This window comes from Robertkochia marina (assembly GCF_004799345.1).
Classification (GTDB): domain Bacteria; phylum Bacteroidota; class Bacteroidia; order Flavobacteriales; family Flavobacteriaceae; genus Robertkochia; species Robertkochia marina.
Genome location: NZ_SSMC01000001.1, coordinates 1,262,337 through 1,276,286 on the forward strand (window position 1 = coordinate 1,262,337; position 13,950 = coordinate 1,276,286).

The following is a 13,950-nucleotide window of genomic DNA, read 5'->3' on the forward strand; positions in this document are numbered from 1 at the left end:
CTAACTCTTCACGATATTCATGTCACCTGTTACCCGTCACATTAAGACATAAAAAAAGCCCTTCGTTTGAAGAGCTTTTCGTGCGGGTGAAAGGACTCGAACCTTCACACCTTGCGGCACTAGATCCTAAGTCTAGCGTGTCTACCAATTCCACCACACCCGCGAATTGTGGGTGCAAATATAAGGCATATTTTGATATCACAAAATACAATGGATGAAATTTTCATTTTTCGTATTTTTGGGTAATACAATTGATACTTCATGGAAAATATAGCGTCGTATATTTCGACACACCAACAACGATTTATTGATGAACTGATCGAACTCCTTAAAATCCCTTCTGTAAGTGCAGATCCGGCATATGCCGAGGATGTGCTCAATACGGCAGAAGCTGTCAGGGCTGCCCTGCAACAGGCGGGATGCGATCATACCGAGATCTGCGAAACTCCCGGATACCCTATTGTGTATGGAGAAAAGATCATCGATACCAACCTGCCCACCGTATTGGTTTACGGGCATTATGATGTGCAGCCACCGGATCCGGTGGACCTGTGGGATTCACCGCCTTTTGAACCTGTGATCAAAAAGACCGAACTCCATCCTGAGGGCGCTATTTTTGCAAGAGGTGCCTGCGATGATAAAGGACAGATGTATATGCATGTGAAAGCCCTTGAGTATATGATCGCGAACCATGCATTACCTTGTAATGTGAAATTTATGATCGAAGGTGAAGAAGAGGTTGGTTCTGAAAGTCTGGGGTGGTTCCTGGAGCGAAATCGTGAAAAATTGGCTAACGATGTGATCCTGATCTCCGATACAGGAATGATCTCTAAAGATACACCTTCCATCACCACAGGCCTCAGGGGGTTGTCGTATGTAGAGGTAGAGGTAACCGGACCAAATCGTGACCTTCATAGCGGACTTTATGGTGGAGCTGTAGCCAATCCGATCAACATTCTCTCAAAGATGATCGCCCAACTCCAGGATGAAAACAATCATATTACCATTCCCGGTTTTTATGATAAGGTTCAGGAATTAAGTCGGGCAGAAAGAGACGAGATGGCTAAAGCTCCTTTCTCACTGGAAGGCTATAAAAAAGCACTCGATATTGAAGATGTTTACGGAGAAGCCGGGTTTGTGACCAATGAAAGAAATTCAATTCGTCCAACCCTTGATGTCAATGGTATTTGGGGAGGTTATACGGGAGAAGGTGCCAAAACAGTCATTCCCGGCAAAGCCTATGCGAAAATTTCCATGCGCCTGGTCCCCGATCAGAACTGGGAAGAGATCACCCAACTTTTTAAATCGCATTTTGAAGCAATCGCTCCCAAAGGAGTTCGTGTAAAGGTGAAACCACACCACGGAGGATTTCCTTATGTAACCCCTATTGACAGCGATGGCTATCGGGCAGCCAGTAAGGCCTATGAGCAGACCTTTGGTAAAACCCCTATTCCACAGCGAAGCGGGGGAAGTATACCCATTGTTTCCCTTTTTGAAAAAGAACTGAAGAGTAAGACCATTCTCATGGGATTCGGGTTGGATAGTGATGCCATTCACTCTCCCAATGAACATTACGGAGTCTGGAATTATCTCAAAGGAATCGAGACCATTCCTTATTTCTATAAATACTTTACCGAGATCAAACAAGGGTGAGGGTGAATTAAGAGTTCGAGGAACGAGTCTGCCTGCCGCCAGGCAGGTTTGAGGGACGAGTTTGAGTTTGGGGTGATTAGTAATAATCAACTTTGCTCCTTTGCCTCTTCACCCAATTGGAATTTGGAATTTGAGTATTGCCTGAAGGATAGCTGGAGTTTACGGTAAATTAGTGATAATTGACTTCGTTCCTTCGCTCCTTCGCTCCTTCGCTTCTTTGCCCTTTTGGAATTTGGGGCTTGGAATTTTATTCCGGAAATATAGAATCTTAACATTTCAAATGTAACAATCAATGATTGATAGCGTTATATAGGCATTCATCAATCATACTGCAGTTATGTTTAAAAAATTCTTCTGGATGTGTTCGGGGGCCGACCCTGAACTACTCTCACATTGCACAAAAGCTGAACAGATCAAACAGGCAGGAATAGGAGGCACGGTATTCTTTACGGCCGTCATGGCTTTTATCGCTGCCTCTTATGCCTTATATACTGTTTTTGATACCATATGGATCGCTGTGTTTTTCGGGTTGATCTGGGGGTTATTAATTTTTAACCTCGATCGATTTATTGTATCTACCATTAAAAAGCAAGACAATTTCAAGCAGGAGGCCCTGCAGGCTTTCCCCAGGATCATCCTGGCGGTTATCATTGCGGTGGTGATCTCAAAACCCCTGGAATTGAAGATCTTTGAAAAGGAGATAGACAGGGTGCTTCTTGAAGAAAAGAACCAAATGACCCTGGATAATAAAGAGCAGTTGGCCCTGCAGTACACTCCGGCTGTCACCAAACTGGAAGAGGAGATCAGCAACCTGAAAGAAGAGATTACCCTTAAGGAGGCAGAAGTCAATGCATTGTACGACACCTATATTGCCGAGGCCGAAGGGAGAGAAGGTACTCTTAAAATAGGAAAGGGTCCAGTGTATAAAGAAAAACGGGAAAAGCACGATGCTTCTTTGGCAGCACTTCAGGAGCTTCGGGAGAGCAATGAAGCACTTATAGCAAAGAAACAACAGGCTATAGCCGGGTTACAACTTGAATATGCCGATAAGGTAAAGACCAGCCAGCCGGTCATTGAACGATTTGACGGGCTTATGGCACGGGTAAACGCCCTTGACGCTTTGCCATGGTTGCCTTCATTCTTTATATTTCTTCTTTTTCTGGCTATCGAGACTACACCCATTTTTGCCAAATTACTGGCTCCCAGAGGAGAGTATGATATTAAACTTCAGGACCTGGAGGATACTGCCGGGGTGTGGGCTGCTCAAAAGGCATATCAGCGAAATCAGCAACAGACTACCGATGCTGCAATAAACGATAAGGTATACGAAGACCTGAAGGAAGATGAAGAGCTGTATCGGTATAAGAGATCCAAAGCACGGGAGATCATGCAGTTTCAGGCAGATGCATTTTACAACCAGCAAAAAGCAGTGTCTGATTAATGGTTACCTTTATGCAAAATTATTGTTATGGGTAAAAAAATGAAGGAGATCCCGGAGCATCTCCGCGAATTCATAGGGCGTCAAAAGATTTTTTTCACTGCAACGGCCATGGAAGATGGCCGGGTTAATGTTTCTCCTAAAGGGATGGACAGCTTCCGGGTATTGGGCCCCAACCGGGTAATGTGGCTTAATCTGACCGGCAGCGGAAATGAGACTGCAGCACACCTGGCCCATAAGAATCGTATAACCATCATGTTCTGTGCCTTTGAAGGCGCGCCGATGATCCTGCGATTATATGGGCAGGCCAGGGTTTATCATCCGGGGGATAAAGAATTTAAGGAATACATTGATCACTTTCCTCCAATTGCAGGGAGTCGGCAGCTGTTTGATGTACAGGTAGACCTGGTTCAAACCTCCTGTGGTTTTGGGGTTCCTCTTATGGACTATAAGGGCGATCGCGAAACCCTTAGAACCTGGGCCGAAGAAAAGGGTCCTGACGGTATTGAACAATACTGGAAAGAAAAAAATACCGTAACCATTGATGGTAAACCAACGGGAATTCCCCTTAAAAGTTAACTCCGAACCGGAATCCGAACCGTGTGTCCTCGTCAGAGGCAAATAAGCTCAGGTCTAAAAACAACAGTCTGCTGGCTACAATATACAGCCCACCCCCAAAGGAATTCTGCCATTGGTTAAAGGGGTCTTGCGGGTGCCAGACCCGTCCCAGATCGTATCCGCCATATACCCCTATCTGCATGGGGAGAATTCCTGTTTTGAATTCATTGAAATTATACCGAAGATCCCCGTTAAACACCAGGGAATTTCTTCCGGTAAACCTGTTCAAACGATAGCCTCGTAACCCGGAATTACCACCCAGGTAGGCCCCCTGAAAAAATTCAAGGTCATTGGCAATATTTAAATGCCCGGAAATATTGGTTTTTAGAACAAGTTTTTTGTCGGCAGTGATGTTCTGGTACATCTGCAGTTGCGGCTTCATAAACAAAACCCCCTTAGAAGTTTCTCTGAGGTTAAGCATATAGCCCGTTTGAAACCTGAATAACATCCCTCTCCTGGGATTTACCGGGAAGTCGTAATTTTCAAACTGATAGTCGGTAGCCAGGCTCAGGTAGGTTTTCCAATCGTAGAGTTTCGGGTCTGTATTAAAATCTGAAATGAACCTGTCTTTGTTCTCTTCCACTTCAAAAGCCTCAACGCTCATAAAGGTTTCCCACAAGCTGCCATATTCCGATCTTTTTGCTACGCCGACATACCCGTTCATGGTACTCATGTTAACGCGATAATAGTCAAATCCAAGGTTCTCACCATCATTGATCGTATTGCTTCCAAATCCGAAAAAGTTTCGGGTAAAGGTTGAATTCGTTAAACGGACGCCGGTGATAAGATTCATGTGGTTAAACACCCCTGCAAATTCTCCATCGTAATTAAATTCAACGCCTTTGGTTGCAAAATGGTAAAAGGCACTCAGTCGATGCTGGCTGCTGAAAGGGTTTCTGTTGAAGCCCATTTTTAGCAGATTGTAACCCGCTCCGGCAATGAACCCTGCATCGGGGTTGAAGCCAAGTACGGGGTAGAATGACGGACTTTTGGTGATGTTCTTATTGAAGTCGAAATGGTTGAGCTGATAGCTGTCGGTAAAACGTTTTGAAGCCCCGCTGTTAAATTCTATAGTGTTCGGTTTACTCTTGTGGTCATATAAATGCACCTTTTCACCATTCTCTATCCTGTAAATATCATTGTTTTGACCCCCGATGATCTTGATGTCAATAGTTGCTTTTTCTTTGCCTTTTACTTCAATAACGTCATCATCATCCAGGGCATAGATCCAGATCTCCTTTGTTTCTCGGGGATAGTAGGTCCTGTTAACCAGGGTTGTTGCAGCACGACCATCCTTTATTCTTCGTATGCTGATGGCGGTAGCCCCTTCTTTGAGCCGCTCCACTTCGATCAGGTCATCTTTATCGGTACCATGAAGGATCACCAACTCTGAAAGCAGTTGGTAATAATCGGCTGCAATAGTTTCCAACAGGTCTCTTCGTTTTTTCAGGATGCTCTTAATTTCAACCGTGCTGGAATGATCATAAAGTTCAGAAGGGAGGTTTAAAAAAGCATCTTCGATCTTATCATCAGTCAGAGAGGCTTTCAGGTGCCGAGCCTCTTTAAGGTAAGCGGCCCTTGTGCTGTTTTGTATTAACACCCTGTCCATGGGTAGGGGTTCTACATTAAACCATTCAATGTTTTTTAATTCCGGCTCATAACGCTGTACCATTCGGGTGGGGGCAGCAAGGGTCCTGGCTGTAGAGAGCAAGGCCCCGTCAAAGTCTGAAAATGCCTGGTCTCGATCTCTTGGTATAGGTCTGTAGGTTTTACCACCATCGTGGTGAAATTCTGCCCATCGCCATTGATCTCCATGCCGGTCCCAGTCACCTATAAGCATATCAAAAAGTCGGGCGCGCAAATAACTGCCTTCATCAAGCCTGTTCTCTTCGTCTTCGCGTAATTCTTTGAACAACTTATCAGTACTCTCTATTTGATCAGGCAGCCCAAAGCTCTTATTATCTGAGTGGGCATCATTGGGGCGCTCTTCGATCATATACAACTCGTCTCCATAGTCAGTGTTGTATTTTCCAAGGGCCTCTTGCCTGGGGATGTAGAATAATTTTGGATTGGTATGATAAACTCCTGCTGCCTTAGAAAGGTCTGGTATCACAAAGGCAGCATAAGGGTGGGCCGCCGTAAAGAAATCCATAAGGAGCTTATCAGGAAGGGTGCCGGTCAGATCTTCTGAGCTGAGGTTTTTATCGTTGAGCACTACAGTTTGAAGAAATTTAACTCCGCTTTTCTTCAGGGCTCTCATATTGTATTCTCGACCTGCCGCATCCTGAAAGCGCAAGGTCTTTGATTGATGCCCTCCTCCCATCCTTATCGGGGTGAGGCCACCGTATAAGGTGTCAAGGTTCACGGTAGGTGCCTTGATCCTGATCCCGTAAAGTTCACGATAATGCTCACCCCAGACACTTTTGTGTACCCCAGACACCTCATAGGCATCCTTCTCGTAGATGGATGCCGATATGGAATCAGGAAAGTTTTCCGGGTAGAAAGATGCTTTGATCACAGGGTCAGCGGCATATACATTTCCTGTAAAGATCGGGATGTCGGTATTCTCTGCCGTATAATAACGCACTGTAGAAGAACCATCTTTATACACCTCAAGAACAGCGAAACCCTGTTTCCCATAAGTGAATACAGCATCATTGGTTAATCTGGCGGCAGAGGTTTTGGATCCTGAACCTGAGACCACCTGCTTGTAAAACCCACCGTCAATATATTGTAACGTATGCTCATGCCCGGATACGAAAACTGCCTTTACAGGAGCTTCCCTGAGCATGGTTTTAATCCGGTTGGTGAAATCCCGATAATAGGTGTTTTGAAGGTCCTGTGTAGAAACACCTCCATTTTGTCTAACCAGTGCAATGAGAGAGGCAATACCCGGCAAAGGGATCTTTTTCTGAAAGGGGAAAAGATGTTTTTCTGCAGCAAAATACCCCCCGTGCGAACCATAGGTGTCTATAGGGTGATGAATAGCGATGATCACGGTCTTGCCTTCCTGCTTTTTGAGCATACTTTCGAACTCGATAAAAAAGCGCTTCCGGGTTTTAATATCGCAATCGTCATTCATAGTGGGATGTTCATCCCAGTCTTCCAGGTACCATTGAGAATCAATAACGATGAGGTGGGTTTTGTCATTGATGGCAACCTCGGTAAGTCCACATCCATCTTCCGGAAGAAAGACGTCCTTTTTATCCAGGTAATCCTTTATGAAGTCCTGCTGCCGTTCCAGGCTTTTCAGGCCATCGTCATACCAGTCATGATTTCCCGGAATAACCACAGCCCTTCCTTTAAAGTTCTTTAAGGCATCTAATTGTGCCGCTATTCTATGCTCTGAAAGACTGCGATCCGGGTGACTTTTGGGCAGCAATCCTTTTTCGTAAATGTTATCGCCCAGGATCAGGGCAATGTCACTTTCGTTGCCCGATTCAACAGCTGTCTTAAAGGCACTGATGCCCGGGGTAACCTCTCCTTGTTTTGAATTTCCGGCATCACCCAGGAGAAAAAACCGGGTAGAAAGCTCCTTTTCTTTATTTGAGAACGGTTCTTGGTTTTTCCGAACCTGTGCTTCGTAAGTGGCACATGAGAAAAAGGCCAAAAACAGCACTGCAAGCAAAAAAGAGCGACCTTGCGTCATAACCGGGGTTTTCTAATTATTTTGTAATATTATGCTTCTATTTAAATGAGCTGTGAATGTCTGAGATCATTGAAAAATCCGAAAATCTGGTAACTGACCTCTTGTCTAATGAGTTGGGGCAGAACTACCTTTATCACAACCTCAGACATACCCAACGGGTAGTTAAAAATACGAAAGTTCTTATTGAAAATACTCCCGGCCTGACCGAAGAAGAAAAGGAAGATATTATGGTCGCAGCCTGGTTTCATGATACAGGTTATGTCTCTGATCCCGGTAGTCATGAAGAGGCAAGCGTAAGGATGGTAAGTGAATTTCTCAAGGAGCAGGGCTTTTCTAAGGATAGGATCGGCAGGATCGGCAATATTATCATGGCAACCAAAATGGAAAGTGACCCTGATTTCCTTACGGGGCAGATCCTTCGTGATGCAGACAGCTCCCATCTTGCCAGAGAATCCTATGTTGATATTACAGAATTACTGCGGCAAGAATTAAAGCTAACAGGTCAGGCAGATTATACTTCCAAGGCCTGGCGTACAGAAAATATCAAGTTGCTCTCTACAGGCCATCATTATTTTACAGACTATGCCCTGGAGCAATGGCAGCCGGGAAAAGACAACAATCTGAGGGTTCTTCTTGAAGAGGAAAAAAAAGATCAGAAAAGAGGGAAGAAAGAAAAGATCAAAGCCAGGTATAAGTATGAGTTCTCCGATCGGGGCATACAAACCATGTACCGTATAACCCTGAATAACCATCTCAGACTAAGCTCTATTGCAGATACCAAGGCAAATATCCTATTGTCTGTAAATGCGATCATTATTTCGGTAGCCTTGTCGAATCTTATTCCTAAGCTTGACAACCCCAGTAATAAGTTCCTGGTGATTCCCACCATGGTTTTTCTGCTCTTTAGTGTGATCTCCATCATTTTTGCCATTATGTCGACCCGGCCCAATGTTACAAAAGGAGAGTTCTCTCCTGAGGAGGTAGAAAAGAAAAAGGTGAATTTATTGTTTTTCGGAACCTTTCACAGCATGCCTTACGAGCAATATGAACAGGCACTTGGGAAACTTATTAAAAGCAATGATGATATCTATGAAGCCCTGACTCGCGATCTGTATTATCTGGGTAAGGTGCTGGCAAGAAAATACAGATTATTGAGAATGACCTATATGGTTTTCCTGATCGGTACGGTGATCTCTGTGATCACATTTATCGTTGCCTATTCATATTACCAGGGTTAAGTATTCGCTCAATAGCCGCTAATTGGAGATCGAATCTATCAATTCTTCATAGCTGAGCAGCCGCTCCTCCGAATTCTTTTTGTAGAGAATACCCACTGAGATTGCCTTTAAGCCACTTACCCCTTGAAGTTCCTCAAGTTCATGGCGGGTAACATCCTGAGAAAGGATACCCTTGGCCTGCAGCAATCTTACATACCTCATGTATTCCTGTTCGTCCTGTTTCAGGGTATAGATAATAGTCATCTTTCCCGGTTGGGTGATTCGTTTTTTGGTACCCTTTATATGTGCTTTGTCAATCCTTTTTTTAATGATCTCATAACGGGCATTGTAGGTGCCGTCAACATCAAAATGCTTCTCATCCATACGGAATTTAATAGAGAGAGGGGTACTGTGTACCAACAGGAGCGATGTTACATCTAATGGGATATCGAGATCCGGTTTAAGGTTGTAATACACATTCTCCATATGGCACATGGTCTGCAGTTGCCACAGTTTCAGATTTTGAAGGTATACCTCGTCAAAACGATGCTTCGGGGCAATAGATTGCCCTATGTACATATTGTGCTCTACGCCATCGGTTTTATACCGCTCAAAATAATGAGGGAACATGGCATAGGCCTCTTCATGTTTCTCATCGATAACCCGGGCCATTTCTTTATTGATCTTCTTAACAGTATTGTCATAACGTTCCCGTGCCGAATAATACATGCCAAGGTGTTCATTGAGCTGACCTCTGTACAACTGGAGTTGTTTGCTGTAACGCCCTCCGAATTTTTCAATGGTTTGAAGCGCAGGATGGATTTCTTCATTCAGGAAGTCAACAATGCCTTGTTCTGTATTGGTTTTGAATCTGTTTTTAACTTCATCAAGGTAGCTGTCCAGACGAAATATATACTCTTCAAAAATGGGTAGTTCCCGCTCTTTCAGACCGCTTTCAAACAGTCTTTTCAAGTCTGACAGCTGATTGCCAAGGTCTTTTCTTGCAGCACTATTTCTGGCGTCAGAGGAGTTTTTGATATCGATCTGCCCGTATAGGGGGTAGACGTGTTTAAAAGCCACTTCTTTGAGGGAGGCAGGGTTACCCATGGCGGTTTCCTTAAGATACCTCTTGGCTTCCTGAACAAATTTCCACCGAACACTTCGATGCAGAGAGGTATATTCGCTTTGAATGATGGCCTCGATCTGATTTTTCTTTTCCTGTTTGGTCCTGATGCCTGCAGCCACTATGAATGGCATTACATCTATCAGTTTGTTGGCATTAACGCTATTGAGCTCTTTCTTTCTGGGAGAGAGCAGCTCTAAAACCCCAAGAAGCTTTTCATCATGGGTGACAGGAGCGAGGATAACGCTTTTAAACCCTTGGTGGTAGTACGATGCATAAGGTTCTTTTTGCCCGGAAAGGGTATAGTATTTTTCAATATCAGAAATGGCAAAAAACGCGCGTTGTTTCAGAATGTTCTCACGGAACTGTAAACACATCTGAGATTCGCAATGCTCATTCGATTCCTGTAGCATAAAACATGGAACATTCTTACCAATCTTTTCAAAGGTGTCCAGGTCTTCATCGTAATTGATGAACCCTATCTGGAGGCCTTCAACATTGAAAAGCGATTGAAAGATGTTTTCAAAAATCTTAAGACCCAAAAATTCATTGGAATTTGTATTCAACAACCAGGTCTTTAGTTCAGAAATGGCACTATCGAGGGTCACATCAAACATGTTGGCGATCACAAAGCCTTTAAACTCCCAGCTGCCGGGAGGAAATTTTTCCTTCCACAATTCCAGGTTGTCAAAACCGTCGATGAGTTCATCAATATCTTTTGGGGTTAATTCGAGAGACCTTTCGGTAGGATTGAGTTCAACAAAGTCGGCATTATAGGTAATACGATAATGCTTCATGACCCCGTTCTTATCAGGAATGTCATAGTATAATGGCCTCCTGAATTGTACATCAACGTTGTAATGCGCCTTTAAGATAACGCTGCAGGCCATTATATAGATATGGCCCTCCGGCATATTCCTGACTTCCAGGTTAAAACCTTCCGGGGCATTGGCCATGATGTTGTCAAATCGTTTTGACGATTTAAAGATCAGGCCTTCAAAGGGAATGCCGGCTGTTTTGATCTCGTTTTCGGTGAGTACCGAGCTGAAGGAGTCTCTTAAAACAAGGTCGATCTGAGGCTTGAGCTCCGTCAGGCGATCCATATTGGTAATGCCTTCCCGCAATTCAGGGTATTCTTCTCCTAAGGCAAGTACCTTACGGCCGTGTTCCAACAGGTCAACATCATTGGTTTCTTCCAAGAGGGTTTCATAACGCTGCATTAGCGTGTTGAAACTGATCTTCATGGTTAAGGGGGAATCCTGTTGTAGTGCTCTATCCATAGTACAAAATTAAGAACTGTTAAGCGATTGGTCCTTTACCCTCATCTTTACTTCCATTCCTTAGATGAACCGTTCTGTTTTATCGATAAAATACCATATTTAAAAACATGAGCTCCGGATTCATTTTTTGATGTAGCTCGACAAAGCTAAGGATGGGTCAAAACTAGTCTTATTTTGGTGCTCCCGCTGTAACTTTTGTATCTTAACAGGAAGTGATTTTTTTACTCAGGTACTACCAATGTCAGATTTAAACTAATACGATTCGGGACCGATGTCTACACTTTCCAGATTCAACAAGGCTTATAAGCATGCGCGGGTGATCCCTTTTAATGATCGGTCCAGATTTATATTTTTCAGTGATTGTCATCGTGGCGACAACAGTTTCGCTGATGAATTCGCAAACAAGAGGAATATATACTACCACGCCCTCAAGCAATATTTTAAGAAGGGATATACCTATATAGAGCTGGGAGATGGTGATGAACTCTGGGAGAACCGAAAGTTTGAAGATCTCTTTGAAGCTCATAAGAATATCTATTTCCTGTTAAAGGAGTTTTATGATCTCGGCCGGCTTCATATGATATTCGGGAATCATGATTTTGTGTATAAGAATGATAAGGTGGTAAAAAAGCATTATGAAACCTGGTGGGATCCGCATGAACAAAGGCAACGCTCCTTTATGCCGGACCTGGAGTTTCATGAGGCTATTATACTTCGTCACGAAGAAACGGGGCAGGAACTCTTTTTACTACATGGGCACCAGGCAGATTGGTTCAATTATTTGTTCTGGCCTTTTGCACGCTTTATGGTTAGAGTTTTGTGGAAGCCTTTACAAGTGGTGGGAATTACAGACCCAACCAGTCCTGCAAAAAACAATAAGGAGCTTTTCAAGGTGGAAAGGCGTGCAAAGAAATGGATCGCCACCATGCAGAATAAGATCACCATTATCGGGCATACTCACCGGCCTCGGTTCCCGGAACCCGGTGCTCCCGCTTTGTTCAATGACGGTAGCTGCGTTCACCCGAGAAGCATTACAGGTATTGAGCTTTCTGATGGAGCCTTAAGCCTGATAAAATGGAATATTGATACCACGGAGGAGGGGTATCTACAGATCAAACGCAGCGTACTTGAAGGCCCAAGGCAAATATCTGAATACAACCAGGGCTTAAGCCTGAAAAAGGGGTAATTACACCTCAGGAGCGATCTCTATCTCCAGACCGTCCAATTCAGGCGTTATTTGGATCTGACACCCCAGGCGACTGTTGTCTTTTACGTGAAAAGCTTCGGCCAGCATCAGGTCTTCATCCATGCTCATCTCAGGCAGAGGATGATCAGAATGAATATAAATCTGGCAGGAAGCACACATAGCCATGCCTCCGCAGGTTCCTTCCACAGGTAATTCCCAGGCCTTACAAAGTTCCATAAGGTTCATGCCCATATCGGTAGGGGCTTCTACCTTATGTATGGTTCCTTCGCGGTCGGTGATGGTGATGTTGATGTCTGACATAGAATTAATTTAAAGCGCAAAAGTAACAAAAAAGCCCCGATAAACGGGGCTTGCTCTATAGGGTAGTAATGACTTAATTGATCGTTTTGATCACAGCTTTTTCGGCCTCTTTTCGAGTGCCATCAAAACCATCTATACCGCTCACAGTGGTGTATTTCATTACATATCTTTTTTCAGGGAAAATACGCTTATAGGCACTTTGACACATCAGGGTAGCTTCGTGAAATCCGCAAAGGATGAGCTTCAGTTTACCGGGATAGGTATTTACATCACCAATGGCATATATTCCCGGGATATTGGTCTGGTAATCCAGGGTGTTATCAACCTTGATCGCATTCTTCTCGATCTCCAGCCCCCAATTGGCAATAGGCCCCAGCTTGGGGGAAAGCCCGAACAGGGGAATAAAATGATCGGTTTCGAGCAATTGCTCTTCTGCATCTACTTTCACCGTCACGGCCTCCAGATGCCCGTTCCCGTGAAGTTTTGTGATCTCTGCAGGGGTGATAAGATTGATCTTTCCAAGTTTCTTTAATTCTTCAACTTTTTCAACTGAATCAAGGGCTCCGCGAAATTCATTTCTTCGGTGAATGAGGGTTACTTCTGAGGCGACATCAGCAAGGAAGATACTCCAGTCGAGTGCTGAGTCACCGCCTCCGGCAATGACAACCCTCTTATCGCGATACACCTCAGGATCTCTGATAATATAGGAGATACCCTTGTCTTCGTATTGGTCGAGATTCTCCAGAAGTGGTTTTCGGGGTTCAAAGCTGCCAAGTCCGCCCGCGATCGCTACCACGGGGGCATGATGTTTAGTGCCTTTATTAGTGGTAACAATAAAGGACCCATCTTCCTGTTTTTCGATGGTCTCTGCTCGCTCCCCCAGGGTGAATCCGGGATCAAAGGGTTTGATCTGTTCCATCAGGTTATCTACCAGGTCACCTGCCAGTACTTCCGGGAAACCGGGAATATCGTATATGGGCTTTTTTGGGTAGATCTCGGCACATTGCCCGCCCGGTTGTGGCAAGGCATCGATAAGATGACATTTAAGTTTTAATAAGCCGGCCTCGAATACAGCAAAGAGTCCTGTGGGTCCGGCTCCAATTATCAAAATATCTGTTTTAATCATATCAAATTCATTTTTGAACCGGTCGTGATGCATGACAATTCAGAAGAAATGACATAAGGCATGTAACGGCTCTGCAATACCACAGCGGTGGATTCAATTAATCTACATTAACTACCTGTTCGATCTGAGGGGCATATTTTTTAATGGTCATCTCGACACCGCTTTTCAGTGTCATCTGATTCACACTACAGCCTACACAAGTGCCTTCGAGGCGTACCTTTACAAATTTGTCGTTCTCGATGGCAACCAGGGAGATATCTCCCCCGTCATTTTGAAGAAAAGGCCTGATCTCTTCCAGGGCTTTCTCTACATTGGTTTTAATTTCTTCTGAGGTCATAG

General features: G+C 44.2%; 10 protein-coding genes and 1 tRNA gene. 5 read left to right on the forward strand and 6 right to left on the reverse strand.

Annotated features, from left to right (window positions below; all coding sequences use genetic code 11):
• Positions 1-81: 81 nt before the first annotated feature.
• Positions 82-163: transfer RNA gene (locus E7Z59_RS05240), tRNA-Leu, on the reverse strand.
• A gap of 98 nt (positions 164-261) precedes the next feature.
• Between E7Z59_RS05240 and E7Z59_RS05245 the strand changes: the two genes are divergently transcribed.
• The 3 genes from E7Z59_RS05245 (at position 262) to E7Z59_RS05255 (ending at position 3,670) form a co-directional block, all read left to right on the forward strand.
• Positions 262-1,653 (forward strand): dipeptidase, encoded by a 1,392-nt coding sequence (locus E7Z59_RS05245; RefSeq protein ID WP_136335224.1) that lies wholly within the window; start codon positions 262-264, stop codon positions 1,651-1,653.
• Positions 1,654-1,990: 337 nt separating this feature from the next.
• Positions 1,991-3,094: a DUF4407 domain-containing protein gene (locus E7Z59_RS05250; protein WP_136335225.1), complete on the forward strand. Its 1,104-nt coding sequence runs from the start codon at positions 1,991-1,993 to the stop codon at positions 3,092-3,094.
• Between the two features lie 27 nt (positions 3,095-3,121).
• Entirely contained in the window at positions 3,122-3,670 is a 549-nt protein-coding gene (locus E7Z59_RS05255; RefSeq protein WP_136335226.1) for a pyridoxamine 5'-phosphate oxidase family protein, read from the forward strand.
• Here the strand turns inward: E7Z59_RS05255 and E7Z59_RS05260 are convergent.
• Positions 3,660-7,358 carry a metallophosphoesterase gene (locus E7Z59_RS05260; protein ID WP_136335227.1) on the reverse strand — a complete coding sequence of 1,233 codons (3,699 nt, stop codon included), beginning with the start codon at positions 7,356-7,358 and terminating at the stop codon, positions 3,660-3,662. The two genes, E7Z59_RS05255 and E7Z59_RS05260, sit on opposite strands and share 11 nt — an antisense overlap.
• Positions 7,359-7,414: 56 nt before the next feature.
• On the opposite strand from E7Z59_RS05260, the gene E7Z59_RS05265 reads away from it, so the two are divergent.
• Positions 7,415-8,596, forward strand: a complete 1,182-nt coding sequence (locus E7Z59_RS05265) for a Pycsar system effector family protein (RefSeq protein WP_136335228.1) — start codon at positions 7,415-7,417, stop codon at positions 8,594-8,596.
• A gap of 18 nt (positions 8,597-8,614) precedes the next feature.
• Here the strand turns inward: E7Z59_RS05265 and E7Z59_RS05270 are convergent, their stop codons facing one another.
• Positions 8,615-10,978, reverse strand: a complete 2,364-nt coding sequence (locus tag E7Z59_RS05270) for a GAF domain-containing protein (protein ID WP_136335229.1) — start codon at positions 10,976-10,978, stop codon at positions 8,615-8,617.
• A 271-nt stretch (positions 10,979-11,249) separates the two neighbouring features.
• Here E7Z59_RS05270 and E7Z59_RS05275 point away from each other — a divergent pair, with 271 nt between their 5' ends.
• Positions 11,250-12,164 (forward strand): metallophosphoesterase, encoded by a 915-nt coding sequence (locus E7Z59_RS05275; protein WP_136335230.1) that lies wholly within the window; start codon positions 11,250-11,252, stop codon positions 12,162-12,164.
• Here E7Z59_RS05275 and E7Z59_RS05280 read toward each other — a convergent pair whose 3' ends face one another.
• From E7Z59_RS05280 to E7Z59_RS05290, 3 genes are all read right to left on the reverse strand, one after another.
• Positions 12,165-12,485: a 2Fe-2S iron-sulfur cluster-binding protein gene (locus E7Z59_RS05280; RefSeq protein WP_136335231.1), complete on the reverse strand. Its 321-nt coding sequence runs from the start codon at positions 12,483-12,485 to the stop codon at positions 12,165-12,167. It lies immediately after the preceding gene.
• A 73-nt stretch (positions 12,486-12,558) separates the two neighbouring features.
• Complete coding sequence (locus E7Z59_RS05285) at positions 12,559-13,611, reverse strand: NAD(P)/FAD-dependent oxidoreductase (RefSeq protein ID WP_136335232.1); 1,053 nt, start codon at positions 13,609-13,611, stop codon at positions 12,559-12,561.
• A gap of 97 nt (positions 13,612-13,708) precedes the next feature.
• Positions 13,709-13,948: a NifU family protein gene (locus tag E7Z59_RS05290; protein ID WP_136335233.1), complete on the reverse strand. Its 240-nt coding sequence runs from the start codon at positions 13,946-13,948 to the stop codon at positions 13,709-13,711.
• Between the last annotated feature and the right edge of the window lie 2 nt (positions 13,949-13,950).

Coding starts and splice junctions, on each gene's coding strand:
- E7Z59_RS05245 (WP_136335224.1), top strand. CDS start 262: ATGGAAAATATAGCGTCGTATATTTCGACACACCAACAACGATTTATT.
- E7Z59_RS05250 (WP_136335225.1), top strand. CDS start 1,991: ATGTTTAAAAAATTCTTCTGGATGTGTTCGGGGGCCGACCCTGAACTA.
- E7Z59_RS05255 (WP_136335226.1), top strand. CDS start 3,122: ATGGGTAAAAAAATGAAGGAGATCCCGGAGCATCTCCGCGAATTCATA.
- E7Z59_RS05260 (WP_136335227.1), bottom strand. CDS start 7,358: ATGACGCAAGGTCGCTCTTTTTTGCTTGCAGTGCTGTTTTTGGCCTTT.
- E7Z59_RS05265 (WP_136335228.1), top strand. CDS start 7,415: ATGTCTGAGATCATTGAAAAATCCGAAAATCTGGTAACTGACCTCTTG.
- E7Z59_RS05270 (WP_136335229.1), bottom strand. CDS start 10,978: ATGGATAGAGCACTACAACAGGATTCCCCCTTAACCATGAAGATCAGT.
- E7Z59_RS05275 (WP_136335230.1), top strand. CDS start 11,250: ATGTCTACACTTTCCAGATTCAACAAGGCTTATAAGCATGCGCGGGTG.
- E7Z59_RS05280 (WP_136335231.1), bottom strand. CDS start 12,485: ATGTCAGACATCAACATCACCATCACCGACCGCGAAGGAACCATACAT.
- E7Z59_RS05285 (WP_136335232.1), bottom strand. CDS start 13,611: ATGATTAAAACAGATATTTTGATAATTGGAGCCGGACCCACAGGACTC.
- E7Z59_RS05290 (WP_136335233.1), bottom strand. CDS start 13,948: ATGACCTCAGAAGAAATTAAAACCAATGTAGAGAAAGCCCTGGAAGAG.